Raw genomic sequence first — 26,942 nt, 5'->3', positions numbered from 1 at the left:
AAAATACCTTTATTTATCTACTTACCTCTTCAATAATATAATAAAAAGGAATAGTATAATCACTATTCCTTTTTTATGTATTACCAATAAACAACTATATTTTTCCCTAAATTTTTTGCTTTATATAAAGACTTATCTGCTAGCGCTATATTTTCTTCTAAAGTCATGTTTTTAACATCAAACTTTGCAACCCCAATACTAACAGTTATATTAATGTATTCATCATTATTAATTTCAATACTCAACTGCTCTATTCCTCTTCTAATCCTTTCTAGAGTATCTTTGAAATTATTGTTTCTATTTTTAAGAATAATAATAAACTCTTCCCCTCCATATCTTCCAACAATATCTTCAGGTCCAATTAGATTTCTTATTAAACTTGCACTCTCAACTAAAACTTTATCTCCTATGATATGTCCATAAACATCATTTATCTTTTTAAAATTATCAATATCCATCATAGCAATGTAATAATTTTCACATTCATAATCTGATCTTTCTTTTAACTTATTTATATTTTCTATAATCTTACGTCTATTATAAATACCTGTTAGTGAATCATAATTTGCATTATAATGAACTTTCTTATATAAAGAAGAATTATCTAAAGCTATTGCAATATATGTAGATAATATTTTAAAAGTACTTAAGTCACTTAAATCAAATGCATTTTTTTCATACTTTTGAATACATAAATCACCAACAACTTTATCTTTTATTATCATTGGAACAAACATCAATGATTTTGTAAATTTTTCAGCTCTCCAATTAAATTTTTCTTTAAGATATTTGTCATGATCATCTATATATCTATAATATTGATTTTCTACATCATTAATAAGTATATCTTCTTTACGTTTAATACTATAACTTGCAAATCCACCATCACATATATCAACACTATTAAGGTTAATTATTTCATCTTCTTCTATTACTAATTGATATTGATATGTTTTTGTTTCTTCATTATAAACTATAATTTGAATAATATCATAATTTAAAATATTTTTTATTTCCTCGGCAATAACCTTAAATATATCTTTTTTATTAAGATTTGATATTATATTTTGTCCTATTTTATAAATAAGCTGATTTTGTTCATATAACATTTTATAATTTTTATCTAGCATATTTTTTTTCTGTTCATCTAAAACAGTAAAAATTGCTTTTTCTTGAATTTTCCTTAATTGCTTTTCAATTTCAATCCACTTTTCTAAATAGCAATATGCTTTTTCATATTCTTTTAATCCTTTATAAGCTAAATTATAAATATTATACATAATTTTAATATTAGTTAATTCTCTATCTTCTAATACCTTTGTTTCAATGTTATTTAATCTTTCTATTGCTGATTGATATTTTTCATTAATTACATCTATTTTGCTTAAATAAATTAATGATTCACTATCAAACTCAACATCTTCAATCTCTTGACGTTTTTTGCTAACCTCTAATAACATTTCTTCAGCTTTTTTAGTTAAACCCTTCTTTATGTAAATCTTAGCTTTTTCTAATAGCCAATTTAAACTATAATGAGGATGTTGTAATGCTAATTTTTCAATATGATCAATATAGTATAAGGCGTTGTCTAAATTATTGATACTTTGCTCACAAATTGCTCTATTTAAATATATGGCTACTTTATTTATATCAGTTCCAATCCATGGAAGCTGCTCTATTTGCTCTAAAATTTCAATTGCTTTTTCGTATTCTTCTATTACAATATATACACCTGCTAAATTACCTTTAATGGTAATTAATAATTCAATATTATTAGCTTCTTCAGCTAATTCCATTGCCTTAACTCCCCATTGTATTGCCTCTGCATATTTATGTTGCATACACTTACTACCTATGAATCCAGTAATTACTGATATCATTCCATTTATATTATTATTCTTCGCAAAAATTTCATATGCTTCATTAAATAACTCATCAGCATTTTGATATAAATCTTCTACAACATATATTTTTCCTAATTTATATAAAGTCCATGAATAAACATCTTCAAGATTGTTTTTTTTAGAAAATATAATTAATTCATTTAATACCTCTTTAGCTACTTTATTATTAAAAAAGTTTATCTTATTAATTATAACTTTTACATAACTCTGATCATTTCTTAACCTTTCAAACTCTTCCTTAGATACCCTATTATCAGTAATCATATACGTTAATACTCCCTTACTAGTTATTGATTTCTTGTAAGTTTATAATAATATTTATTTACTCCAATTAGTTATTCATCTTCTAATTATACTATAAATGGATTATTAAAAAAATATTTTACTAATACTAAATTAATTATTTGTATTTAAAACAATACTTAAATAAAAATATTAAATATAAAAAAACAACAATTATTGTATTTAATCAATAGTTGTTGTTTTCATTTGATACTATTTTTTATTAAATTGTAATTTATACACTATACTATTATCATAAAAAAATGTAAACCATAAATAATTTATAAATAAAATGAACCATAAATAATTATGTGTTACAAATCCTTTAAGACCTATTAAAGATAATAGCCCCAAAAATCCTAAATATTTATATTTTTCGTAACTCATGCTATACCCCCTAATATAATTTATTTAAATTATACCATATAATTACGGATATATTTAGCATTTATGAGTTATTTTTTTACAAAATACTTATATTCTGGTCTACCCACATTTCCAAAATTCATTTCTAAATCAACTTTCCCTATACTTTCTAAATAGTCCATATATTTTTTAATAGTTACATTACTAATTTTTATCTCATATGCAATTTCCCTTAATGTCCAAACCTCATTAGATTTTTCATTTAAAAAATCTATTATTCTATCTAATGTTCTTGCATTTAATCCTTTAGGTAACTTAACTTCATTTTCTGATGAATTATTCATTATCAAGCTATCTATATCACTTTGGCTCACTACCTCTTCATTAAGCAATACTTTCTTTCTAGCTTTATATTTATTTATAGCTTCCTTAAATCTCTCAAATTCAAATGGTTTAACTAAATAATCTACTACTCCATATGCAAATGCTCTTTTTATTTCATTTGTACTATTTGCAGCTGTTATCATTATTACATCTGTAAAAAAGTTTTTTTCTCTAATAGCCTTTAAAATATCTATTCCACTTTTTTCTGGTAAAAATACGTCCATTAATATCAAATCAATATCATTTTCTTTTAAACTTTTAATAATATCATTTTCATACATTACTGGACCAAATGTTTTTATATCTGTAATTTGCTCTAAGTATCGCTTATTTATTAAAGCCACCATTGGATCATCTTCAACTATTAATACATTCACTTTTATATACCACCTTTTAAAATTGTTACAACAAATATTTTTTCATCATCAAACTCTTCAATATCTATACTTCCATTATAAATTTCAACTCTATTTTTAACTAAGTATAAGCCTGTTCCTCTATCTTCTCCTTTTGATGATATACCTTCCGTAAACATTATATCTCTTATTTTATTATCAATACTTTTTCCATTATCTCTTACTTGCATTTCTATTACTAAATCATCTTCATATAATGATACCTCAACCTTCTTTTTTATATCACCACATAAAGCACATGCTTCAAATGCATTTTCAATTAAATTTCCTAGTATTGTTACTATATCATTTGAATCTATAATTCCATGTTCTTCTTCTAAAAACGATTCTTCTGTTAATAAAAACTCTATTTTTCTTTCTTTAGCAACTGACTCCCTACTAATTAATAATCCTCTAACATATTTATCTTCAATACTAACAAACTTACTTATTACTTCTTCATGAATCTCTTGTGTTTTTAAAATATATTTTTTTGCATCATCATAAGCCTTTATTTCAAGCAACCCTAAAATTACATATAAACTATTTTTAAATTCATGAACATTTGCTCTTAAATTTTTAATTATTTCATCTACACCAGTTATCTCTTTTGCTATTTTATTAATAGGATTTTTATCAACTAAAGTAATTATTGTTCTAAGACAATTATCACCTAATTTAATATTTTTAATTGTTACAAATATTTTTTTACCTTGAATTATAAATTCCTTCATTTCAAATTCTTCTCTATTATCTATGTAAACATTAAGCTTATCTAGTATGTCTTCTACTTCAAAATTTTCAAACAACTCATAACAACTTTTGTTTATTTCTATAATTTCTTTATTTTTATTTAATGATATTATTCCATCTTTAACACTATCTATAATTATATTTTTCTCTCTATATAAAGTTGCAATTTCAACTGGTTCCATATCCAATATTAATTTTTTTAAGTTATCTGCTAATATTTTTGCACCTATTATTGATAATATTATAGAAAAAAGAAACAATAAGGTATATGTAGTTTTAGTCTTTGAATTAATTACAGTAATATCTTTTTCATATTTACCTACCATAATAAACCCAACTTGTTTATTATTATAAAATATTGGTTCGAACCACCTCAATGTTGTTCCCATTGAACCTTCCATTATTGAATAATAACTTATTCCTTTTTGAAGAACATCTTTATTATCTTCATTTACATATATTTCTCCTATTTGTGATTCATCTAAATGTGAATATTTCTCACCTGTCATATCCCCAACAACTATAATATCAACATCATTAAAACTTTCTATAAATTCTTTTGTATATTCTTGAATACTTTTATCACTTTCTCTTTTGTAAAGCTTTTCTCTAACTAAATCACTTTGACTTATAACATTCCCTACATTCTTCAAGGTTACTTTTATACTATCCTCTGTATCTGATATCTTTGCTGTTATAAAAATAATATAAGATAACAGTAATGGAATAAATGTGATTGTAACAGCCCAAAGAATTATTTTATTTTTAAACTTCATCTTCATATTATATCACCAATATTGTTTTTTTCTTTATAAAGTATTTTAATACATAAAAATGGGGTGTTTATTAAACACCCCTATATAATATTAAATTTAATATTAACTATGCTATACTGTTCTTGCAAGTTCCTTCATTTAAGAAATCTCTTAAATTTTCATAAGAAAACTCTATCATGTTTATTAATGCTTCATCTGTGTAAGATCCTATATGAGGAGTTACTAATACTCTTGGATAAAGATCTACTAATCTTTGATGTAAATCATTTTCCAATTCTTTTTCTCTTAAATCTTTAAAGAATGTTACAGATTCCCCTTCTAAAACATCAGTACCAAATCCACCTAATTTACCACTTTCGATACCTCTTATTATAGCTTCAATATCTTGAACTTCACCTCTAGCAGTATTAACTAATATAGCTCCATCTTTCATTTTTGATATAAATTCATCGTTTATCATATGATAATTTACATCTTTTATATATGGCATATGTACTGATATTATATCTGCTTGTGCTAATACTTCATCTAATTCCATAAATTCAACTATTTCTTTAGCTGCATCACTTTGGAATACATCATAAGCTATTACTCTAGCCCCTAGTCCTTTGAATAACTTAGCTGTAGTTAATCCAATTTTACCTGCACCTAAAACTGCAACTGTACAATTTCTTACTTCTTTGCTGAACATAAATGGGTCAACAACAAAATTCTTTTCTCTTGTTCTATTTACAGTATAAGCAGTGTGTCTTAATAACATCATTGATAAAGAAAGTGCTAATTCACCTATTGCATTTGGAGAATATCCTGGAACTCTAGCACATTTTAAATCTAAATCTTTAACTGCTTGTAAATCAACGTGATCAAATCCAACTGTTCTAGTTAAAAGATATTTTAATCCATTAGCTTTTAATAGTTCTAAGTTTTGTCTATCAGCTTTACAGTTTCCTCTAACCATTACTGCTTCTGCTCCAATTGCTTCTTTTACATTTTCGTGATTAAGACCTAAAGTTACTAACTTAATATCATATCCAAATTTTTTATTTATTTCTTCAAAATATTTAACTTCTGTTTCTCTAACACCATAACAAACTAATTTTATCATAATTTTTATCTCCTCTAAATAACACTAAATAATATGATTAAGAACAATAACCACTCTATTTTTAGAATGGCTTGTCCTAATCTTTTGCTGTATTTATATTTTCTATTGATTATTCTATGCAAATAATCCTATGTTTCTTATTACTTCTAATATAACTATAAGTATTGGCATTGCTGCTACTGCTACAACTGTTGATAATAAAGAACAGTTTGATGTAAATAATGATTCTCTATCATAACTAATTGCATATGCTGCTGCAACTGTTGCTGTTGGTGCAGCCATCATTATTACTGTTGTTGCCATTCCTTCAAAAGAAACTGGTAATATTCCTAATTTACTAACAGCTAATAATAAAACAAAGTTTATAGCTGGAACACATAATACTTTAATTAAGCTATATCCCCAAGCATCTTTTTGTGATACTGCTTTTTTAAATGGAACTTCCGCTAATGTTGCACCAATTGAAATCCAAGCAAGTGGTGAAGCTAAACTACTTAAATAAGTAAGTGGTTTATAGAACCAAGGTAATGTTTGGTCAATTCTTAAAAATGCATAGTTAGTAGTACCATCTGCTGTAGCTACTGCTATTTGAGGTAATTTTTCTTGGAATAACCATATAAATAATCCTAAGAATGTGGCTATTATTATTGGATTTAAGAAAATTTCTTTCATATTCTTTTTAAAATTATCTTTATCCATTTTTGTGCCTGACATTTTTACAAAGGCATATGAATATAAAAATACTCTATATGCAATGTTAAATATGTTTGAGTACATAGTACCTACTGCACCATATACTGCAGTAACTATCGGTGTACCAAAGAATGTAGTTGAACCAAATATAGTAAGTACTCTATAAACATCTTGTTTATCGCCTTTTACTTTTGCATACATTATTTTAGTTATTGGTATTAATACAATATAAATTGCAAATCCCCAAACTAATATACTCATACCTTGTTTTAACTGCTCTCCGTTTATATCTTTCATAAATGATGTAAATGCTAATGCAGGTAATGAAATTGTAAGAACAAGCTTTGTTAACATTTTAGAAGCATTTGAATTTAAAATTTCCTTTTTTCTTAAATAAAATCCTAAAAGAATTATTGCTACTGATGAAAATATAGCTCCTAAAATCGCATTGTCTGTTAATGTGTTTTTAATTATTTCTAACATATAACTTTTCTCCTTGTATATTTTTTAACATTCATTTTTATGTTTAATCTCTTTCACAAGAATTATTGTACAAGCTTCGACTTTTTCCTACAATTTATTTAACTTTTTAAATAATTATTTAAGTTATTTAAGTTATAAATTTAACAATTAATTTATTTAAACATTAAAAAGTCCAGTTAATTATACATTTTTGTATAAATTAACTAGACTTTCACCTATAACTACTTACTTTATTTAATTTATTTAGCTTCAAATACTACAAAATAATTTTTATCAGTAATATCTTCATTAGTAAATGTATCTATTTTCAATGTGGCTTCATCATAAATATATTCTCTTATAGGATCTTCTAAATATGCTAGCTCTTGCAATCCAATCTCGTCTTTTGAATATAGATATAAATTATATTCTTTATTATTTTGAATATAATTAAACTGTTCTAATAAAGATAATACTACTTTGCCAATACTTTCATTGCTATCTATTAAAATAGTACTTCTTTGTTTCTCAATACTTGATTTGTTAAATATTTCTTTGTTTTTAAGAATTAAACTTAATAATTTTAAATCTATTTTATTTTCTTTTTTTAATTCAGCTACAATTAATACATTATTTAATTTATTAAATTCATCTCTTGTATATTTATCTGATAAATTTACATCACCAATTGCAACTATAATATTATATTTGCTTTTTATTTTTTTTATAATTTCTATATTTTTACCTTCAAAACTTTTTGCTACTATTAAAATTATATCTGAATTATTTTTCAAATTATATTTTTCAATATTTACATCCTTTTCTAGTAAATAAGAAATTTCAACTATATCTTGTTCGACTTTATAATATTTACTATTATTATCTACTATTTCGAATCCTAATGAAGAATTCTTAAAACTAATACTTTTTTCATCTTCTAGACTAATTATCTTAATTTTCATTACTAATACCCCAATTTTGATTTATATGTTAATTATATCACAAATAGGTATATCATTAGTAAATTTTTAATAAAGTAGTAGTTTACTTATTTTCACCTGGATCTGGTTCTTCAAATGCTGGTGCTTTTGGATCTTTTAAATCACCAAAATACTGACCTGGTGTAGATAAATTTAGATAAATCTTAGCATCTTTTGTATCTCCCCAATCCTTTAATGAACCTGTTCCAAGCATTTTATTAAATGCTTCTCTAAACATTGTGTTATGTGCTTCTTCACGTTGTAATAAATATTGAATAGTTTCTCTAACATACTTATCTTTTATTTGTCTATAAAGATTTTCATAAGTTGTTTTAGTTCTTTGCTCATTACCTATATTAGTCAATAAATCTGCTGCTAAGTCACCTGTTTCATTTACATATGCAGCTGTCCATAAATATCCTGAAGAATTAGCAAGCATTGGTGTTAATCTTGAAGTAGTAGTTGCTTCAACTGCTCCAACTTGTGCTGGTGGTGCTGTTACATCTTTACCATTTAATAAATTAATAGTTTCTGCTACCATTTCTGCATGACCAAATTCTTCAGCAGCAATATCTAAAAATAAATCCTTTATTTCTTTATTATCAACTCTAAAGCTTTGAATAAAATAAGTTAATGCTGCTGTTAACTCTCCATTAGCTCCACCTAATTGCTCCTACATTAAATTAGCATATGTTTAATTAGGCTTCTCAACCTTTACTTCACGTATTAAATGTTTCTCATGCTTAAACATATTCTCTCCTTCTTTCACTAATATTAAACTTATTTTAAATGTTCTTTATTAGTTTTTCTTAGTTCATTAATCTTATGCTAATTTATTAATTTTTTTATTCAAATACCTTAGGTATCATTTAATTAATTTATATTTTGTTATGTATACTCTTATTTCAATAAACTTTAATTTAAATCTATTTTTTCAATTCTTATATCATCTAAATTTACTTCGACTATTGCCATAGATAAAGGTAGTGAAAATCTTTTTCTTCCACATGAACCCGGATTTAGATATATAATATTATCAATCTTTTCATTGCTAAACTTATGTGAATGACCATAAATAACTAAATCTACTTCCCTTAAATCTTTTGGAATATCTGCTTTATCATGAACAAGATAAATTAATATTTCATCCATTTCTATTTCTCTATATTCTGGAAGAGTAAGACCCCACTCATCGTCATCATTATTTCCTCTTACAACAAAAGTTTTTGTTATACCCTCTAATTTATCGATTATATCCTTATTCCCTATATCTCCTGCATGAATTATGTAATCACATTCTTGAAGACGTTCAACTACTTCTTCTCTTAATACTCCATGTGTATCTGAAATAACTCCTAATTTCATATAACTTCTCCTCTCTATAATTAATTATTTATAATCTTATCTATTATTGCTCCAATTACAATTCCTACTGTATAACAAATTAAATCACTCCATAGGAATCCAAATCCTAATATTAGCCCACCTAAAGTTGTAGCTCTTATTGAATCAATCCAAGGTGCATGATAAAGCTGACTTATTTCTATTCCATAGGAAAATATTATTGATATTACTAAAATGAATATAGTAGATTTTTTGTTAAATAAAAAAGAAAATAAGAAAAATACCATAAGTGCCCATAAAGCATCTCCTGAATAAGATGATATTATTTGTGGTAATCCCTGAACCTTTCTTGATAACAAACCTAGTATTATTGTAATTATCGTTAAAATTAAATATAAAATTCTATTTCTTCTCATAATCTTTCCTCTCTTATACCAATATTATACTAAAATAAATAAGAGCTTAATAGAAATTTCTACCAAACTCTCACTTATTTAATCTATTTTATTAATTTTAAAATCATTTAGTATCTTTTCAACTACTTCAACATCTGCTGGTACCCATTTTTGTGTTGATAGTTCTTCTAAGGAAACCCATTTAGCATCATTATGGGCATTTAACACTAACTCTCCACCACATATTTCACAAATAAAACAATGCATTGTTAAGTGAAAGTTTGGATAATCGTAATCTACTGTTGTTAGATATTCTAAATTATTTATATCTAGTTCAAGTTCTTCTTTTACTTCTCGAATTAATGCCTCTTCTCTACTTTCTCCTAATTCTATTTTTCCACCTGGAAATTCCCACATATCTGCAAATTCTCCATAGCTTCTTCTTGTAATGAATATTTTATCTTGTTTTTTTATTATTGCTGCAACTACTTCTATTGTCTTCATATGTTTTTCTCCTAAATAATTATTGTCTTGTTTGCCTTATTAATCATACTTGGTGGAATTTCTTCATTAAGTTCCCATATAAAACTAATAGGTTTATTTCCACTATGACTTCTATACTCACAAGTTCCTAAATAAGTAAATGGTGATGTAAGTCCATCTCTAGTTTTATATTCTCTAACAAAAAGAGCAATCTTATTTCCTGTTTTTAAATGATTAATATATCTTTTCCCCGTTGCACTTTCTGTTGAAGTTTTACTTTGAGTTTGCCAGTGAAATAACCTTTCATTGATTGCATAATCTTCATATAAAGTTGATGGTGAAAAATCCTTATCACTTTTATTTAATGTAATAAAAAATATATCAATTCCTTTATCCTCAAAGTACTTAACTCCTTCCCTAAAGGCTGGTTTCTTTTCTTCATTATAATATCCAAAGGCAGCCATAATAACATCTGTTGAATAATCACAATGTAAATCTAAAGGGCAATCAAATCCTAAGTTTACTTTCTTATCTACAAAGTTAAGATGATCAAAGTTATATTTTAATATTTCACAAGCTTCATTCATCATTACTTTATTATTTAATAGCTTATTAATACCTTCTTTTATTGAAGTTAATCCTATCTTTTCTGGTGCATCATTATAGAATATATAATACATCATATTTAGCATTAAAGACTCTTCATTTGTAAATTCTACATTAGAAATATCATCATTATTTTTTATTAATCCTATAACAAATTCAATAAACCTTCTTGAATTTACAAACAACAAGTTGTATAACTTTTTAGTTATTTCTACTTCATTTTCTTCTGTAAAATCATCTCTTTGCTCTGCTATTACACACATTCTTGAAAAACTTCTATCTTTAGTTTTACCATAGAAATCTACTAATGATAAGTTATGATATTTTAAGAAATTTTCTAATGTTAACTCTAAATCTGTATCATTTTTAAAACTTCTTAACTTACTTAACAAATTTGCTTTTGTATTACTAGCTGATTTAATATTTCTTAATATATATTCCTTTGCTTCCTTTTCTAGTTGAATATAACATCCTTTTGGTAGTGTTAAAAATCCATTTTCAATATAATCTTTTACAGGCTTATTTGTTTTTCCTATTAACGCCCTAAACTTATCCTCAAAATTATAGTTTTTATGTGCTTGACCTACAAAATCAAGAACCGTTAAGCATTCTTTTTTATCATGTAATCTTAATCCTCTTCCTAATTGCTGCAAGAACACTGTTAAACTTTCAGTTGGTCTTAAAAATAATATTGTATTAATCTCAGGAATGTCCACACCCTCATTATAAATATCAACTACAAAAATAAACTTTATTTCTCCTTTAACAAGCCTTTCTTTAGCATTATCTCTTTCTTCCTTTTTACTTTCAGAAGTTAATGCTATTGATTCTATTCCTGCCTCATTAAATTTGTTTGCCATAAATTTAGCATGCTCTTTACTAACACAAAATCCTAAACCTACTACTTCATCTATATCAGTAACATATTTATTTAAAGCAACTAAAATATCACTAACTCTTTTATCATTACCAGTATAAACATTATTTAAGTCACTTATGCTATATCCTCTTCTTTGCCATTTTAGCTTTGATAAGTCAACTGTATCTGATACTGCAAAGTATTGGAATGGACTTAATAACTTTCTATCTATAGCTTCTGGTAATCTTATTTCTCCTGATATTCTATCTTCAAAAAATTTAAATATATCTTGATTATCATTTCTTTCTGGTGTTGCTGTTAATCCTAATAATACCTTAGGCTTATAATAACTTAATAACCTTTGATAAGATGGTGCCGCAGCATGGTGGAATTCATCTATTATTATGAAGTCATAATAATCTTCTGATGTTATTTCACATAAATCTTTACTATTTAAACTTTGAATAGAAACAAATAAATGATCTAAGCTTTCTGGTTTTCTTCCACCAACCATTAATTCTCCAAAGTTATTATTTTTTAATATCGCTCTAAATGTTGATCTAGCTTGCTTTAATATTTCTTCTCTATGAACCACAAATAAAAGTCTATTGGCTTTTCCCCTATTTTCTATACAAAAATCTCTATAATCAAATGCTGAAATAACTGTTTTACCTACACCAGTAGCTGCAACTACTAAATTTCTATATTTATTATGTATCTTTCTTTCAACTTTAAGAGTTTCTAATATTTCCTTTTGATATGCATAAGGTCTAATATCAAATCCAAATGACGTATCTTCATCATTATAATTTTTCTCTAATTTTAAAGAAATTCTTAATTGCTTTTTATCTTCTTCTGTTCCAGTATAAGATACAAATTCTGAATCATTCCAATAACTTTCAAAAGTAGCTTCAAACTTTTTAATAATATCAAATGAATCTTGCTCTGTAACCTTTAAGTTCCATTCTAACCCTGAAGTTAATGCTGCATTTGATAAATTTGATGATCCTATGTATGCAGTAGTAAATCCTGTATCTCTTTTAAACATATAAGCCTTTGCATGAAGTCTTGTCCTTTTTGTATCATATGAAATCTTTATTTCAGTGTTAGGCAACTTACTTAATTCTTGTATAGCCTTTTCATCCGTTGCTCCCATGTAAGATGTTGTAATTATTCTTAACTTTTTATTCTGCTCTCTAGTTGCTTCTGTAAGACTGTCCATTATACATCTAATACCACTCCATTTTACGAATGAAACTAGCAAATCAATTGAATCACATGATAGTATTTCCTTATTTAATTCACCTAACATATTGGGTTCTTGACCTGAACCTGTAAATAGCGAACTTTGTGATAATGGAGTTATTGGTCTTATTGCTGCTTTGTTATTAATTGCTCTTTTATTATTTATTTTTGAGTATAGAGCATTAAGCATTTCTCCATTTTTATCTATTTCATATTTTTTAATATCTTCTTCATTTGACACTTGGCTTAATATGTTAATTATGTCATTACAGGCTTGTATTTGTTTTATTAATTTTTCGCTATCTTCTTTTTCTTTGTCTCTAATGTAGTTAAGGGATTTTCTTATTACTTGTGATATGTATTGTGAAAGTATTGCTTTAGCTTCTTCTTTATCTATTTTATCTTTATCTATAATGAAGTTTTCTTGTTCTATGTTTTCTAATTGTTGTAGTATTTCTTTGTTTATTACTTGCTCATAGAGTCCTTCTTTCAATATTGCTCCCTCCAATATAATGAAAATTAGTTTATTATTTAATTTTAGCATATTTGAATATAATAAAAAGCTACAGTTTTATGTAGCTTTTTATTTATTTGATAAAATCGAAGCTTCACCTTTGCAGTACACTATATTTTATCAACCATTATTATCTTATCACTCCTTTGAGAGTAAAAATCGTTGTTCTTCCCCTTAGCTCTAGTCTACCAGCATAATTTACCACACGATGGTATGGATATTTCCCATAAAATTATGCATGGATTTTAATCTACCGTCTTTGTAAGGTATCTTCTATTAATTACTTATACAACTTTAGTAAAGTTAACATTTACTTATGATACGGTTCTCCGTATCAGTATTAAGTGAGGTTTATTTTTTTAATAATTTTCAAAATTCTTTCAATCATATATTAATGCTAATCTTCTTAAACTCGTCTCTACAGTTATCTCTCCATTATCCTTTATTTGCTTTATTTCATCTAGTAGATACTCTTTAATTTTTTTCAAAACCTATAGTATCAAAATTATAAGCTACTAACGAATATTCTTTATATTTAGTAAAGTTTTCATTTTTTATTTCCTCTAGACTACTATATTATGATTTATACTGTAAAGCTTCAATCTGTGTAATTAAATTAGCTTGCTTTTTCAATCTTTCTCTTAACTTAGTTTTTTCTTTTATTAGCTCTATTAATTCTAGTTCTGTTACATCAAGACTTCTTGGAATGTATGTTTCATCACCTCTCTAGTGGCCTTGTAGACACAGAACCTTACTTCATCTCTCTTTAGCTCCTTGATATAAATTTTCTCTATTGAGTATTTTAATTACATTGGTATATTCTGGTATTAAACCTGTAATTTATCTTGTTTCATTATTTCGATATCTACGATATTTTCTGCTATAACTACATATCCACCTAAATCTTGCTCTACATCCCTAATACCATAATTTTTCTCTAGTATATTAACAGTATCATGTATACTTTTAATAACTTCAATTTTATACTTTTTTAATTGCTTTAATTGTTCTTTTAAATAAATTTTTCCATTTTAAACTCCTCTTCTCAAAAAAGTGTGCTACACATTGGAAAATATGTAAAAACTCTTATTTTATATATAATATATATTTATAATTAGCTTTAATTCAGATAAAACTATAATTCTATTTTCCAACATACTTCCTTATACTAAATGATTATAATTTTAACAACTCTATACATATCTTTTGTTTTATTTACTAAATATAGTGTTATCGTTATAAATTATCTTTATCGTATATTTAATAGATTTTTTATTTCTACTCACCATTAAAGAATCTTTTTAGAATCACAAATCTAACATGTATTATTCAAAATATAATAAAATACAACGGAAAAATCTTTGCATTTCAAGACTTTACCATTGTATTTCACCTTGTTTATTATTTTTAATTTTAATTTTTATACTAAATTTGTAGATATATTTTAACTCTTTCTCCTTGAATATCTCTCTAAATAGTTATACTTTTATTTTTTTTAGATAAAACTAATGTTAATATAAATGTAACCACAAAAGCTATTCCAAGCGAGATAAAGAAGTTTACTATATTTTGAGGTCTTATTGTTACAAAACCTATAATCCCTGTTGGCCCTGGAGATACATTTAATACATTTGTAAATACCGAATATGCAGAACCCAAAGCACTACCTATCATAGCAGAATAGAAGGGTGTTTTTAACTTTAAATTAACACCAAACATAGCTGGTTCAGTAATCCCTAATAATGCTGATATACCTGATGTTAATGCTATGCTTCTTAATTTTTTATTTTTTGATGTAATAATTGATGCTAATGACGCTGCACCTTGTGCTACATTGTTACAAGATGCAATTGCTAAGAAAAATGAACCTCCAGTTACTGCTATATTAGCGAATAATTGCATTTCTACTGGAAGTATACTATGATGCATTCCAGTCATTGTAAGAGGTGCATATATAAATCCTAATACTGCTCCTCCAAGGAATCCCAAAGTATTATAAAGCCACATAAGAGCATTTGTTATGATTTCACCAGCGCCTCGCATTATTGGTCCTACTACCATAAATGTTGCAAGTCCTGTAATAAATACTGTAAATAACGGAGTTAATAAGTTATCTAAGAATTCTGGAATTACCTTTCTTAAAAGCTTTTCAATCTTAGCTAAAATATACGAAGATGCAATTACAGGTAATACTGTACCTTGATAACCTACACTTTCTATACTTAATCCAAATATATTCCAAGTTGGAATTGTTCCATCAACAACTGCAGCCCCATAACTATATCCATTTAATAAATCTGGATGAACCATTATCATTCCAATAACTGCTCCTAAATACGGATTTCCTCCAAATAACTTAGTAGCTGAAAATGCTATTAATATTGGTAAAAATACATATGCTGCATTTGCAAAAGTATTTATTAGCCTAGCTAAATCTGCAATTTGAGGATATGCTTCTACTATAGATTTACCTTGAATAAACAAATCTTGCGATGTTAGCACATTATTTATTCCCATTAATAAACCACTAGCAATTAATGCTGGTAATATTGGAACGAATAAATTAGATAATGTCTTAACTAATGCTTGAAGAGGATTCAATTTCTCATCTGCTTTCTTTTTAATCTCCTCTTTGCTAGATTCTGTTATTCCTGCTAAAGCAATTATTTCTTTATATACTTCATCAACAGTTCCACTACCAATTATTATCTGAAATTGACCTGAATTTGAAAAATAACCTTTTACTATTTCAACATCTGATAACCTATCTAAATCAACTATACTTTCATCTTTTAAAACTAATCTTAATCTGGTTGCACAGTGAGCTGCACTTATAATATTATCCTTTCCACCAATTATGTCTAAAATTTCTTTTGAGCTAGTTTTTATTTTTTGCTCTGTAGCCATATTTTTCTCTCCACCTTTCTTAAAAATCGTTTTCATTAATTATATAAATTTATTTTATAGATTGGCTTTGATAATAAATCTTTAATTGATGTATTATCAATAGCCGCTCCAAAATTATTTTTTAAACTTATAAACTATTGTTTCATATGGTCTTAAACTTATAACATTGCTAAACTTTGCACTATCAGTATAATTTGTTAATAAAGTTTCATAGGAATACTCACTATATTCATTTGGTAATTCAATTTCTATATTATTACTATAGAAATTGCATATTACTAAAAGTTCTATATTTTTATACTTCCTTATATATGCAAATACCTCTTTATGATTATCTAAAATCAATTCAAAAGTCCCATATTTAATTACATCATTCTCTCTTCTTAGTTTTATTAGTTTCTTATAATAATTTAATATTGAATTTTCATCATTAATTGAATCTTCTACATTTATATAACGATAATTATCATTTATATGTAACCATGCTTTTCCTTCTGTAAAACCTGCATTTTTTTCTTTGCTCCATTGCATTGGAGTTCTTCCATTATCTCTACTCTTTGCATAAATAGAATTCATAACATCTTGCTCGCTATATCCTAAAGCTCTTCGCGCTTTATAAACATTTAAAGTTTCTATATCATTGTAATCTTTTATAGAATTAAGTCTTATATTAGTCATTCCTATTTCTTCACCTTGATAAATGTAAGGCGTCCCCTTTTGCATATGCAACATAGTAGCTAACATTTTTGCACTTTCAACTCTAAATTCTTTATCATTTCCCCACCTTGAAACCATTCTTGGAAGATCATGATTATTTCCAAATAAACTATTCCAACCTTCTTCGTATAATTCTACTTGCCATTTCTTAAAAGTTTCTTTAAACTTTATGAAATCTAAAGGTGCTAAATCCCATCTACTTTTACCTTCTTGTTTATCTAATGAAATAACTTCAAACTGGAATACCATACTTAATTCTTTTCTATTTGGTGAACTATATAACTTAGCTATTTCTGGTGTTGCTCCCCATGTTTCTCCAACAGTTAATGAGTCATATCCTCCAAAAGTTCTTTTATTCATCTCTTGTAAATATTCATGTAACTTAGGTCCATTTTTAGTTATTAGTTTATCTACATCTTTACCTATTAAATCTATAACATCTAATCTAAATCCACCTACTCCAAGTTCTAACCAAAAATTAATCATTTCATATATTTTTTCTCTTACTAAGGGATTTTCCCAATTTAAGTCTGGTTGTCTCTTATCATGTAAATGGAAATAATATTGACCCGATGCCTCATCATAAGTCCATGCTGGTCCTCCAAAATTTGATTGAAGTTCATTTGGAACACCCCCATCTACTGGGTCTCTCCAAATATAAAAATCTCTATAAGGATTATCCTTTCCTTTTATTGCCTCAATGAACCACTTATGTTTATCAGATGTATGATTAACAACTAAATCCATAAGAATTTTAATATTAAATTCTTTAGCCTTATTAATTAATTCCTTCATATCATCCATTGTTCCAAATTCATCCATTATGTCATAGTAATCGCTTATGTCATAACCATTATCTACATTAGGAGATTTATATACTGGACTAAGCCAAATTACATCTATACCTAAATCTCTTAAATAACCTAACTTTGATATTATTCCTCTCAAATCTCCAATTCCATCATTATTACTATCCATATAACTACGTGGATAAATTTGATATACTATTGAGTCATGCCACCACTTGCGCTCCATAAAATCACCTACCTATTTATAACTTTTTCTTTTATGCTAAAAATATATATTGATTTTCATTTATATCAATCTATAATTGTATTATACATACTATTTTTTTTTTAAACTTGCTCTATTTTATCCTAAAATAACATTATTTTGACTTTTTTAAGGAGGTTTATTTTTATGGCAAATATAAACTTAAAAGAAAAATCCAATCATGGAACTGCTATGTTTCCTTTTCACATATACAGTCACTTAGATTCAATAGGAAATTATTCTGTCCCTTTTCACTGGCACAATGAAATTGAAATTATATATATAGAAAAGGGTGAATTAAAAATTGATATTGATATGGTTACTATAATTGCAAAACCTGGAGATTATTTCTTTATAAATTCAGAACAATTACATCTTATTAATTCAGTAGATAATAAAGCATCTTTACATCATGCTATTGTTTTTTCACCCCAAATATTAAGTAGTTCATATTTCGACTATTGTGAAATAAATTATATTATACCTATATTAAATAATATAATTAGTTTTCCAACATCACTTCCGAAAAACAGTAAAGTTAAAAAAAAAATACTTAAAGAGATTTTAGATATGATAAATATATATAAAACTTCTAATAATGGATGGCAGTTAAATATCAAATCATCTTTATACAAGATAATTTCACTATTAATTTCTGAAGATATGTTATTAAATAAGAAAAATATTAAATCTATAAAAAAAGATTATAAGATAGATTTAATAAAAAAAATACTTAACTATATTCATGAAAATTACAATGATAAAATATATATTGAAGATTTAGCTTTAGAAGCAAATATGAATGTTCAATATTTTTGTAGGTTTTTTAAAAGTGTAATTGGAAAAACACCTGTAGAATATATTAATAGTTATAGAATCGAAAAAGCTACAGAACTTCTGCAAACTGAAACACTCTCAATTTCTAATATTGCATTAAGTGTTGGAATAGATAACTTTAGTTATTTTGTAAAGCAATTCAAAAAGTATAAAAACTGTACACCTTCCCAATACAGAAAATCTTTATAACAATAATATATTTATACTACAAATTAAAAAATCCACTAAAACATTTCTTATATTTTAGTGGATTTTATTGTTGATGCGAATCATAAATAAGCTCTCACCTATATTAATAATCCAATTTCAGTAAAAACCTCACTTATTTATGATACGGTTCATTATTACCAATTCTAAATCATTATATAATACACTGAAATTATTTTCATTGGTTTAATGGTGTAGTCAATGCGTTCCTTACCCCTATCCCTTATTTCATTATACATTCTCAAAATATTTTCTATCCAAACTTATAATTTAATTATATCTATTATATCCTGTCCATATTTTTCAATTTTAACTGGTCCAAAACCTCTAATAGCAATAAGTTCTTCCTCATTTTTAGGTTTCATCTTAATTATTTCTTCCATCATTTCATTATTATAAACAAAATACGGTTTCACTTTTTCTTCCTTTGCTTTATTTAACCTATACTGCTTTAATTCATCAACCAATTCTTCATATGATTTTTCTTTTTTAACTCCCACTTCTATTTTAGCTTCTACTACTTTCTCAATAACACTTTCCACAATCTCCTCTTTAACACTTTCCTTAAATGTTTCTTCAACACCTTGTTTAATAAAATCCTCTTCTGTTAAAGAATACTTTTTATTATAATCAAATGTTATTGATTTATTATTTTTAATGAAAAACTCACCTATATTCTTCATTATATCCTCAAATATATTATAATCCTTCTTATAATAATTAATTTTATTACTTATTACATCAGTCAATTGATCATATCTAAAGATTTCATACTTAATTTTACTTGGAGCCTTCGATTTATTAACTATACTCTTTGGATTAGCTATAACTACACCAGATATAACAGGTAAATTCTTAATAATGCCATTTTTAATAAGCATATTCTTCACTATTCTTACATGCCTACCATTTTGCGCTATAGGACTATAAATTCCTTCTTTCTTAATAACTTCTCCATTTCTATTTTTTATGTATCTAATAAAGTCTCCTGATTGATTTACGTATATATCACCATTAAGCTTTTTAGTTTCTAAAATCATAATAAACTGTGCTGTTATTAGTATAAAATCTAATTGCGCAACATAATCTCCATCTTGTATCCTTATATCATGTAGACATATCATAGGAATAAAGGAATTCTTAATCTCAAAATATACATTCCTTTCTCCCTGAATTCCTGCTTTTAAAAATGTTATATCCCTTTCTATATATTCTTTTTTATTTGATTTAACTTTATCCCTTAACTCTATTAAATCAAATAATTGTCTATTTTCTTCTTTAAATTCTTTATAAAATATAGGAGATTTAATTTCCCTTATTCCTAGTAAATTTTTAAATATCGCCATACCTAACTCCTAATAATCCCACTGATTTTTCTTCATATCAACATGATTCTCATCCTTAAAAGATACACCTTCTCCTAATAGTAAAAATCGTTGTTCCTTCCACCCCGGGGCTAGTCTGCCAGCATAATTTACCACACGATGGCATGGATATTTCCCATAAAATTCTGCCTGGCTAAGAACCTTCCCAACAAGACGTGCATTTTTGTCTCTGCCAATAAGTTTAGCAATTTGTCCATATGTAGCTACTTTCCCTTCAGGGATTTCTTCTACAACAGAAAGTATTTCATAAATTAATTGTTCATTAATAACCTTTTTCATATATTCACCTATGATACAACTCCTTACTTTAAGATATTATTATATTTTGCACTGTTTTTTAATAATTACTTCTTCTATCATTTCATTATTATAAATAAAGCATCACTCCACCATGTTCACTTACTGGTAACTCTTTTACCATGTTATATTCTCTAAGTATATCCTATTCCATTGTAAAGACTTTGAAGTATGTTTTAATCCTATAAAAATAGATAATATTAATAACTAATTTAATTTTTATAATGTAAAATAAAAGAGCAACTACTTTGTGATATGCTCCCTCTATAGTTACAGTTTTATTATTTAAACTGTCTACTATAAAGAGATCATATCAACTTGGTTGCTCTTTTTATTGTATTAAATTTACTTATAACATTATCTATTAATTCTTAATTAAAATAAACATCCTTTAATAAAAGCAATTATAAAATTATTTCCATACATCTCTTAATTTCCATACTTCTATGCATTTAATTTTTGCTCCATTACCATTTGAGTAAATTTCAAGTTCATCAAATTTATTCTTAGGATAAATTCTACTTGTCATTGTAGCCTCTCCATTATTAACAAATACTTCAACTGATGATCTATCTATAAATATTCTTAATGAAAATTCTTCTTGCTTATTTAAAATAGCCTTTCTAGCCCCATCCTTATTTTTACCACATTTAGAGCATTCAAGAATTAACTCTGAAATATCTTTATTATAATTTAAACTTAATTCTTCTTCCTCACTTCCTTTTATCTTAACTCCAACTTTATCTGCATCAAATTCAGATAAATCAAATGTAATGTTAAGTTCCATCATTCTTTCATTTGTTTTTAATTCATAACTCTTATTTTCATATACATCTATATTTTCTTCTTGTAAAATACACTCTTCTCTTAGTGTTTTTAATTCCTCAACTGGATTCATCATTATCTTATTATCAGAGCTTAATGTTAATTCACGTGGAAGGGTTAATGCTCCACACCATCCATCTTTTTTAGTAGGCATATCAGATTCCCACATATCCATCCATCCTATTGCAATTCTGCGTCCTTTATCATCTAAAAATGTTTGAACAGCATAAAAATCATGTCCATTATCAAATTCATTAAATGTTCCATGTTCAAATTTATTATTAGAATAATCATAATCTCCAACTATATATCCAGTTTGAAATAAATTAGGATATTTGCCATCTTTCTTTTCAATTCCTTGTGGTGAAAAACTCAATACATACTTATCTCCCAGCTTAAAGAAATCAGGACACTCCCACATATACCCTAGCTCACCTTTGCTTGTTGCAAGTGTTCCAACATAATCCCATTTATATAAATCTGAAGAAGTATATAATATTACTCTTCCTATATTATCCTTTGTAGAATTTCCAACAACCATGTACCACTTGTCCTCATGTTTCCAAACTTTAGGATCCCTAAAGTGATGTATACTATCTACAGGTGGTTTAGCTATAACAGGATTGTTTTCATATTTTTCAAAAGTAATTCCACCATCTTTACTTACTGCAATATTTTGATTTTCGAAAAATATATCTTTTTCTTTATCTATATAATTATGTCCTGTATAAATTAAAACAAGATTTCCATCATCCTCTACTGCACTTCCTGAAAAACACCCTCCCTTATCAAATTCATCTCCTGGTGCTAATGCAACAGGGCAATGTTCCCAATTTACTAAATCCTTACTTTTAACATGTCCCCAATGCATAGGCCCCCAGTTTTCATCATAAGGATGATGTTGATAAAACGCATGATATTCTCCTTTATATTGAATAAGTCCATTAGGATCATTAATCCAATTAGCTGGTGCCATAATATGATATCCAAGTCTATATTCCTTATTTACATTTTCTTTTTCCTTTTTTAAAACTTCTTCTGCTTTTAAAATTCTTTTATCTAACATTATTATTTTCCCTCCACTTTATAAACTATTTACGTTTCCTACTTTTGTCGTATCTAGATTTTCTTTTTTTGTACTAGCTAAAGTAAACATTGATATTATTGTAAATACTAAAACTATACATCCCATTATAATATAAGTACTGCTGAAACCTACAGTATCATAAAATCTACCTATTACTGGTGATAATACTGTTGCACCTACTTGAGAAGCAAACTGATAACCAACTAAATATAGTATTGAAGATAAACGAGTATCAAAATTAGCTGCTAAATATTTAAATACTGCAATGAGCATTATTGGTAATTCAACTGAATGTAGTAATTTCATGCATGATATTAATATTGGCTCTGTTGCTAATCCTGAACCTATAATTCTAAAGCTCATTAACAATCCTGCAAGAATTAATCCCTTTTTAGCACCAATTTTATTTACTATAAATGGTGCCATGAACATCATTCCTGCTTCTAAAAATACTTGCAATGAATTCAAGTAACCAAATATCTGATTACCTATTTCTTTTGAACTAAACATAGATGAATAATATAACGGAAATTGTTGATCATAAACATTATAGAAACAAGTTACACCGATTACATAAAGTATAAAAAGCCAAAACTCTTTTAATTTGAAAAGCAAACACACATCTTTTATTTTGACAGATTGAGCTTTTTCTAAATCTTCATCACTCATTTCTATTGATATAGATAAGATTATAAAGAATAATATGATAGCTGAAATAGATGCAATCCAAAAATTAATATTAGGATTGATATTGAATAACTGTCCAGCAAAAAAAGTAGCAGCAGCCCATCCTAATGACCCCCACATTCTAGAACGTCCATATTCAAAATTATACTTACGCCCTATTTTTTCTACATAAGATTCAATTGCTCCAACACCAGCTAAAAATGCTGTTCCTAAATAAATTCCACCAACTACTGCACCTAAAATTGTATTGTATTTTAATAAAGGTCCATAAACATATATATAAAATGGTCCCACAAAAATTAATAATACACTTATAAATGTAAGTATACTTTTTCTTAATCCTATCTTATCAGAAATATAACCATATAAAGGTTGCATGCATAAAGCAAAGATAGCGTTTACAGAAAATACAATACCAGTATCTGCTCCACTTAAATTTATTTCTTGTCCAAGCCAAATAGAGAATAATGAATAACTTGCTGACCAAGTTACAAAGAAGAAAAAGAAATAAGCACTCAATTTTAAATACACTACTTTTGATTTTGACATTTTTAAAATCCCCCTCTTTTTGTAAACATTTTTATTTGTTAAATAAATTATATGTCAACCGCTTTTATATGTCAACCGGTTTCATATATTTTTTTGTAAAAAAATAACATACTAAAACCTATTAATATCTTTTAGTATGTTATCCATAAATATAAATTTTTTATAATTTTATGTGGTTTTACCCTTTAAAAGTGATACTGGAAGTGCTATCTGAGACTTTTTACAGGAGAAATCTCCTTCAATTTCCTTTATCAATACATCAATTGATGTTTTTGCTATGAGCTCTATTGGTTGTTTTATAGTTGTTAAATCTGGCAACAAGCTTCTACTTGTCTCAGTTCCATCATACCCCACCACTTTTATATCTTCTGGTATTTTTCTGCCACGCTTTCTAGCTTCATTTATAAAGGCTGCTGCAAATAAATCATTTGTTGCAAAAATTCCATCTACTTCTGGATGTTCATTTAAGATTTGCTTTGCAATCTCAATTTGATTTTTACTATCAAATGCCCCCATAACTTCATAAGTTATAGGTAATTGATTACTTGCCCTCATTACATCTTCATATGCAATTTTTCTTAATCTTGCTTGTGTTCTTAAATTAACTTCTCCATCTATATTAATTATATTCCTACATCCTTTATCTAATAAAAGTTCTGTTGCTATCTTTCCTCCATTATAATTATCCGATCCTATGATTGGTATATTTTCTGATAAATATGTATCAATAGATACAACAGCTAAATTATCATTTTTATAATCTAATATCCCCTGATTATGTGTTCCAACTATAATTCCATCAACTTGGTTTCTCATAAGCATTTCTAAATATTTTTTTTCATTTTCAATATTATTAAGACTGTTACAAATCAAAACTTTATATCCAATAGAATTACAAATAGTCTCTATATAAAAAGTGAGTTCTCCGAAAAAAGGATTACTTACAGTAGGTATAATTAATCCTATTAAATTAGTTCTTTTATTAAATAATGAACGTGCAACATCATTTGGAACATAATTAAGTTCCTTCATTGCTCTATTAACCTTTTCCCTTGTTTCCTCACTTATATATCCTCTATTATTAAGAACCCTTGATACAGTAGTTGGTGAAACCCCTGCCTTTTTAGCTACATCTTGTATTTTAACTTTCATATACTTTCCCTTCTTAATTACTAACATTAAATAAATTATATCACATATACAGATTCTTTTATCATTTATAATTCTCTTATTTTCTCTTATTCAAAACCTGCTTTATAATATTTTTAAATATTTTCTTACATAATATTGGGTATAAAATGAAGTTGTGAAAGTAATATATTTTAACAATTAAAAAATACACGATATTTCTATCGTAAATTTTATGGTGAAGATAATTCTCAAAACACATACCAACATAGTATAAAAATACCTTATTAAGATATTTGACTTGATATATATGAGTTTACTTCATTAGGAGAAATATTTAAAATAACTGCAAACTCTTCATTTAATAATCTTTCTGCTTCTTTTATAATCTCCTTGTCAGCCTTATTTAATTTTTTACTAATAGATTTTGAATACCTTTTATTAAATATTAATTTAATTAAATCCTCACATTTACCACTTTTAAGCATTGTTTTGAATTGCTTATTTCTTGTTTTTTCATCATCTATCCATAACGTCTCCATATTAGTCATATCATTTATTAATGAAGTCATATATCCTTTAGAAATTATCTTTCGCATTGGAATTTAAAAATTTCTCATTAGTTATATCTATAACTTTACATACCCCTGTCATACCGTACATTATATAATCATCAATCTTAAACATGAAAAATCATCCTCCTCAATAATATTAAAAAGTGTAGATTTTCCTACACTTTTTAATGTTATATATAATTTATATTAGTGTTCAGGTATAGATTTAAAAATCTATCCTTAATAAAATCTTCTTTTTAATTACTAGCATTAGATGTATCACATTTTCTTTACTTATAAAAAAAGGTGGCTTTCGCCACTCCCATCTAATGGTAATATCTTCTCATTCGATATGGTTTAAATCGTTATCATTAATTAATTTAAGTATTCAAAAGTTTTATATTTATATTTATAAACACATATTAGTATTTACATAGTAATGATACTTATTCAGAAGTTACTATATGTGTCATCAAAGTCATACCTATAATTTATAATATTATGAAGCTATTTTAAAAAAAGTTTCTTTAGTTATTTTATATTCAATTTCTCTTTCTAACTCTTTAACTTCCATAAATCCAATTCCTTTAAATAAATTTCTTGATCTTTTATTTGTCTTTTTTATTTTTGCAACTACCTTCTCTGTTCTCATATCAAAAAAAGCTTTTTTTAAGGCTTCTAGCACAGCTTTATGCCCTATACCTTTCCCCCACAACTCTTTTTCTCCAACAGCAATTACTATCTCAACTCCATCATTCTTTGGTATTAACCTTAAAAAAACTATTGTTTCATATGCGCTTTTAATAGTAAAAAAACTACAATTATTATTAAATAAATGAGTTAATATAGGCATATCTATTCTATTTATAATATTGATTAGATTTTCCTTTGCATTTACTCCTTCATTTAAATTACTTGATATTTCTTTATCGCTAAGCCAATCAGCCATTTTTTCTGCATCTGATTTATATACTTCTCGGCTTAGTTTTATACCAATAGTTTCCACTAGTTACACTCCTTAACTTTTATTGTTAATTTTAAAATTTAAAAATTATTTTTTGACTAGTCTTGCTATAAATATTACTACTAATGTGAATATAAGTAAAAAGCTATATCTTTAATTATTTAAGTTTAACTTATCTTTTAAGTGTTTATCTTAACTT

22 protein-coding genes and 1 pseudogene are annotated in these 26,942 nt (G+C 26.2%); 1 reads left to right on the top strand and 22 read right to left on the bottom strand.

Going from position 1 to position 26,942, the window contains the following annotated elements; genetic code table 11:
* Positions 1–80: 80 nt before the first annotated feature.
* From TY07_RS17375 to TY07_RS12100, 14 genes and pseudogenes are all read right to left on the bottom strand, one after another.
* Positions 81–2,168 carry a sensor domain-containing diguanylate cyclase gene (locus tag TY07_RS17375; protein WP_052330716.1) on the bottom strand — a complete coding sequence of 696 codons (2,088 nt, stop codon included), beginning with the start codon at positions 2,166–2,168 and terminating at the stop codon, positions 81–83.
* A 231-nt stretch (positions 2,169–2,399) separates the two neighbouring features.
* Positions 2,400–2,573, bottom strand: a complete 174-nt coding sequence (locus TY07_RS18100) for a hypothetical protein (RefSeq protein WP_144266752.1) — start codon at positions 2,571–2,573, stop codon at positions 2,400–2,402.
* A gap of 68 nt (positions 2,574–2,641) precedes the next feature.
* On the bottom strand, positions 2,642–3,313 hold the full coding sequence (locus TY07_RS12155; protein WP_242833261.1) for a response regulator: 672 nt from the start codon (positions 3,311–3,313) through the stop codon (positions 2,642–2,644).
* Positions 3,314–3,315: 2 nt separating this feature from the next.
* On the bottom strand, positions 3,316–4,866 hold the full coding sequence (locus TY07_RS12150; protein WP_042400229.1) for an ATP-binding protein: 1,551 nt from the start codon (positions 4,864–4,866) through the stop codon (positions 3,316–3,318).
* A gap of 100 nt (positions 4,867–4,966) precedes the next feature.
* Entirely contained in the window at positions 4,967–5,965 is a 999-nt protein-coding gene (locus TY07_RS12145; RefSeq protein WP_042400226.1) for a 2-hydroxyacid dehydrogenase, read from the bottom strand.
* A 114-nt stretch (positions 5,966–6,079) separates the two neighbouring features.
* The gene (locus TY07_RS12140) at positions 6,080–7,141 is read right to left on the bottom strand and encodes an AEC family transporter (RefSeq protein WP_042400224.1); all 1,062 of its coding nucleotides are present in this window, start codon (positions 7,139–7,141) and stop codon (positions 6,080–6,082) included.
* Between the two features lie 239 nt (positions 7,142–7,380).
* Positions 7,381–8,082 (bottom strand): hypothetical protein, encoded by a 702-nt coding sequence (locus TY07_RS12135; RefSeq protein WP_042400222.1) that lies wholly within the window; start codon positions 8,080–8,082, stop codon positions 7,381–7,383.
* Between the two features lie 82 nt (positions 8,083–8,164).
* Positions 8,165–8,851 (bottom strand): annotated as a pseudogene (locus TY07_RS12130) (manganese catalase family protein).
* A 164-nt stretch (positions 8,852–9,015) separates the two neighbouring features.
* Complete coding sequence (locus TY07_RS12125; protein ID WP_042400220.1) at positions 9,016–9,465, bottom strand: metallophosphoesterase family protein; 450 nt, start codon at positions 9,463–9,465, stop codon at positions 9,016–9,018.
* Positions 9,466–9,485: 20 nt separating this feature from the next.
* A complete protein-coding gene (locus tag TY07_RS12120) occupies positions 9,486–9,860 on the bottom strand; it encodes a ribosomal maturation YjgA family protein (protein ID WP_042400217.1) in 375 nt (124 codons plus the stop codon).
* A gap of 78 nt (positions 9,861–9,938) precedes the next feature.
* Positions 9,939–10,343 carry an 8-oxo-dGTP diphosphatase MutT gene (gene mutT / locus TY07_RS12115; protein ID WP_042400213.1) on the bottom strand — a complete coding sequence of 135 codons (405 nt, stop codon included), beginning with the start codon at positions 10,341–10,343 and terminating at the stop codon, positions 9,939–9,941.
* Positions 10,344–10,354: 11 nt separating this feature from the next.
* Positions 10,355–13,525: a DEAD/DEAH box helicase gene (locus tag TY07_RS12110; RefSeq protein ID WP_042400210.1), complete on the bottom strand. Its 3,171-nt coding sequence runs from the start codon at positions 13,523–13,525 to the stop codon at positions 10,355–10,357.
* A 1,491-nt stretch (positions 13,526–15,016) separates the two neighbouring features.
* Entirely contained in the window at positions 15,017–16,453 is a 1,437-nt protein-coding gene (locus TY07_RS12105; RefSeq protein ID WP_042400207.1) for a sucrose-specific PTS transporter subunit IIBC, read from the bottom strand.
* Positions 16,454–16,567: 114 nt separating this feature from the next.
* Entirely contained in the window at positions 16,568–18,205 is a 1,638-nt protein-coding gene (locus tag TY07_RS12100) for a glycoside hydrolase family 13 protein (protein ID WP_042400203.1), read from the bottom strand.
* Positions 18,206–18,370: 165 nt separating this feature from the next.
* Between TY07_RS12100 and TY07_RS12095 the strand changes: the two genes are divergently transcribed.
* On the top strand, positions 18,371–19,249 hold the full coding sequence (locus TY07_RS12095) for an AraC family transcriptional regulator (protein WP_052330715.1): 879 nt from the start codon (positions 18,371–18,373) through the stop codon (positions 19,247–19,249).
* Between the two features lie 281 nt (positions 19,250–19,530).
* Here TY07_RS12095 and TY07_RS12090 read toward each other — a convergent pair whose 3' ends face one another.
* The 8 genes from TY07_RS12090 to TY07_RS12060 all read right to left on the bottom strand — a co-directional run bounded on the left by TY07_RS12090 (position 19,531) and on the right by TY07_RS12060 (position 26,785).
* Positions 19,531–20,613, bottom strand: a complete 1,083-nt coding sequence (locus tag TY07_RS12090) for an HRDC domain-containing protein (protein ID WP_042400200.1) — start codon at positions 20,611–20,613, stop codon at positions 19,531–19,533.
* A gap of 9 nt (positions 20,614–20,622) precedes the next feature.
* Positions 20,623–20,931, bottom strand: a complete 309-nt coding sequence (locus TY07_RS12085; RefSeq protein WP_042400197.1) for an MGMT family protein — start codon at positions 20,929–20,931, stop codon at positions 20,623–20,625.
* A gap of 430 nt (positions 20,932–21,361) precedes the next feature.
* The gene (locus tag TY07_RS12080) at positions 21,362–22,840 is read right to left on the bottom strand and encodes a glycoside hydrolase family 32 protein (protein ID WP_042400194.1); all 1,479 of its coding nucleotides are present in this window, start codon (positions 22,838–22,840) and stop codon (positions 21,362–21,364) included.
* Positions 22,841–22,858: 18 nt separating this feature from the next.
* Positions 22,859–24,097, bottom strand: a complete 1,239-nt coding sequence (locus TY07_RS12075; protein ID WP_042400191.1) for an MFS transporter — start codon at positions 24,095–24,097, stop codon at positions 22,859–22,861.
* A gap of 168 nt (positions 24,098–24,265) precedes the next feature.
* Positions 24,266–25,249, bottom strand: a complete 984-nt coding sequence (locus TY07_RS12070) for a LacI family DNA-binding transcriptional regulator (protein ID WP_042400188.1) — start codon at positions 25,247–25,249, stop codon at positions 24,266–24,268.
* Between the two features lie 263 nt (positions 25,250–25,512).
* Positions 25,513–25,824 carry a hypothetical protein gene (locus tag TY07_RS12065; RefSeq protein ID WP_242833260.1) on the bottom strand — a complete coding sequence of 104 codons (312 nt, stop codon included), beginning with the start codon at positions 25,822–25,824 and terminating at the stop codon, positions 25,513–25,515.
* A complete protein-coding gene (locus TY07_RS18845) occupies positions 25,805–25,912 on the bottom strand; it encodes a CarD family transcriptional regulator (RefSeq protein ID WP_341349578.1) in 108 nt (35 codons plus the stop codon). The genes TY07_RS12065 and TY07_RS18845 overlap by 20 nt, the downstream gene beginning before the upstream one ends.
* 366 nt (positions 25,913–26,278) lie before the next feature.
* A complete protein-coding gene (locus TY07_RS12060) occupies positions 26,279–26,785 on the bottom strand; it encodes a GNAT family N-acetyltransferase (RefSeq protein ID WP_042400186.1) in 507 nt (168 codons plus the stop codon).
* Positions 26,786–26,942 lie beyond the last annotated feature (157 nt).

This window comes from Clostridium saudiense, from assembly GCF_000577815.1.
GTDB classification, from domain to species: domain Bacteria; phylum Bacillota; class Clostridia; order Clostridiales; family Clostridiaceae; genus Clostridium; species Clostridium saudiense.
The sequence above is the reverse complement of the archived record's forward strand: the minus strand, read 5'-3'. Positions and strand labels throughout refer to the sequence as shown.

Excerpts from the sequence above, each read along its gene's own strand:
- TY07_RS17375 (WP_052330716.1), bottom strand. The coding sequence starts at position 2,168 with ATGATTACTGATAATAGGGTATCTAAGGAAGAGTTTGAAAGGTTAAGA.
- TY07_RS18100 (WP_144266752.1), bottom strand. The coding sequence starts at position 2,573 with ATGAGTTACGAAAAATATAAATATTTAGGATTTTTGGGGCTATTATCT.
- TY07_RS12150 (WP_042400229.1), bottom strand. The coding sequence starts at position 4,866 with ATGAAGATGAAGTTTAAAAATAAAATAATTCTTTGGGCTGTTACAATC.
- TY07_RS12145 (WP_042400226.1), bottom strand. The coding sequence starts at position 5,965 with ATGATAAAATTAGTTTGTTATGGTGTTAGAGAAACAGAAGTTAAATAT.
- TY07_RS12140 (WP_042400224.1), bottom strand. The coding sequence starts at position 7,141 with ATGTTAGAAATAATTAAAAACACATTAACAGACAATGCGATTTTAGGA.
- TY07_RS12135 (WP_042400222.1), bottom strand. The coding sequence starts at position 8,082 with ATGAAAATTAAGATAATTAGTCTAGAAGATGAAAAAAGTATTAGTTTT.
- TY07_RS12125 (WP_042400220.1), bottom strand. The coding sequence starts at position 9,465 with ATGAAATTAGGAGTTATTTCAGATACACATGGAGTATTAAGAGAAGAA.
- TY07_RS12120 (WP_042400217.1), bottom strand. The coding sequence starts at position 9,860 with ATGAGAAGAAATAGAATTTTATATTTAATTTTAACGATAATTACAATA.
- mutT (WP_042400213.1), bottom strand. The coding sequence starts at position 10,343 with ATGAAGACAATAGAAGTAGTTGCAGCAATAATAAAAAAACAAGATAAA.
- TY07_RS12105 (WP_042400207.1), bottom strand. The coding sequence starts at position 16,453 with ATGGCTACAGAGCAAAAAATAAAAACTAGCTCAAAAGAAATTTTAGAC.
- TY07_RS12100 (WP_042400203.1), bottom strand. The coding sequence starts at position 18,205 with ATGGAGCGCAAGTGGTGGCATGACTCAATAGTATATCAAATTTATCCA.
- TY07_RS12095 (WP_052330715.1), top strand. The coding sequence starts at position 18,371 with ATGGCAAATATAAACTTAAAAGAAAAATCCAATCATGGAACTGCTATG.
- TY07_RS12090 (WP_042400200.1), bottom strand. The coding sequence starts at position 20,613 with ATGGCGATATTTAAAAATTTACTAGGAATAAGGGAAATTAAATCTCCT.
- TY07_RS12085 (WP_042400197.1), bottom strand. The coding sequence starts at position 20,931 with ATGAAAAAGGTTATTAATGAACAATTAATTTATGAAATACTTTCTGTT.
- TY07_RS12080 (WP_042400194.1), bottom strand. The coding sequence starts at position 22,840 with ATGTTAGATAAAAGAATTTTAAAAGCAGAAGAAGTTTTAAAAAAGGAA.
- TY07_RS12075 (WP_042400191.1), bottom strand. The coding sequence starts at position 24,097 with ATGTCAAAATCAAAAGTAGTGTATTTAAAATTGAGTGCTTATTTCTTT.
- TY07_RS12070 (WP_042400188.1), bottom strand. The coding sequence starts at position 25,249 with ATGAAAGTTAAAATACAAGATGTAGCTAAAAAGGCAGGGGTTTCACCA.
- TY07_RS12065 (WP_242833260.1), bottom strand. The coding sequence starts at position 25,824 with ATGCGAAAGATAATTTCTAAAGGATATATGACTTCATTAATAAATGAT.
- TY07_RS18845 (WP_341349578.1), bottom strand. The coding sequence starts at position 25,912 with ATGTTTAAGATTGATGATTATATAATGTACGGTATGACAGGGGTATGT.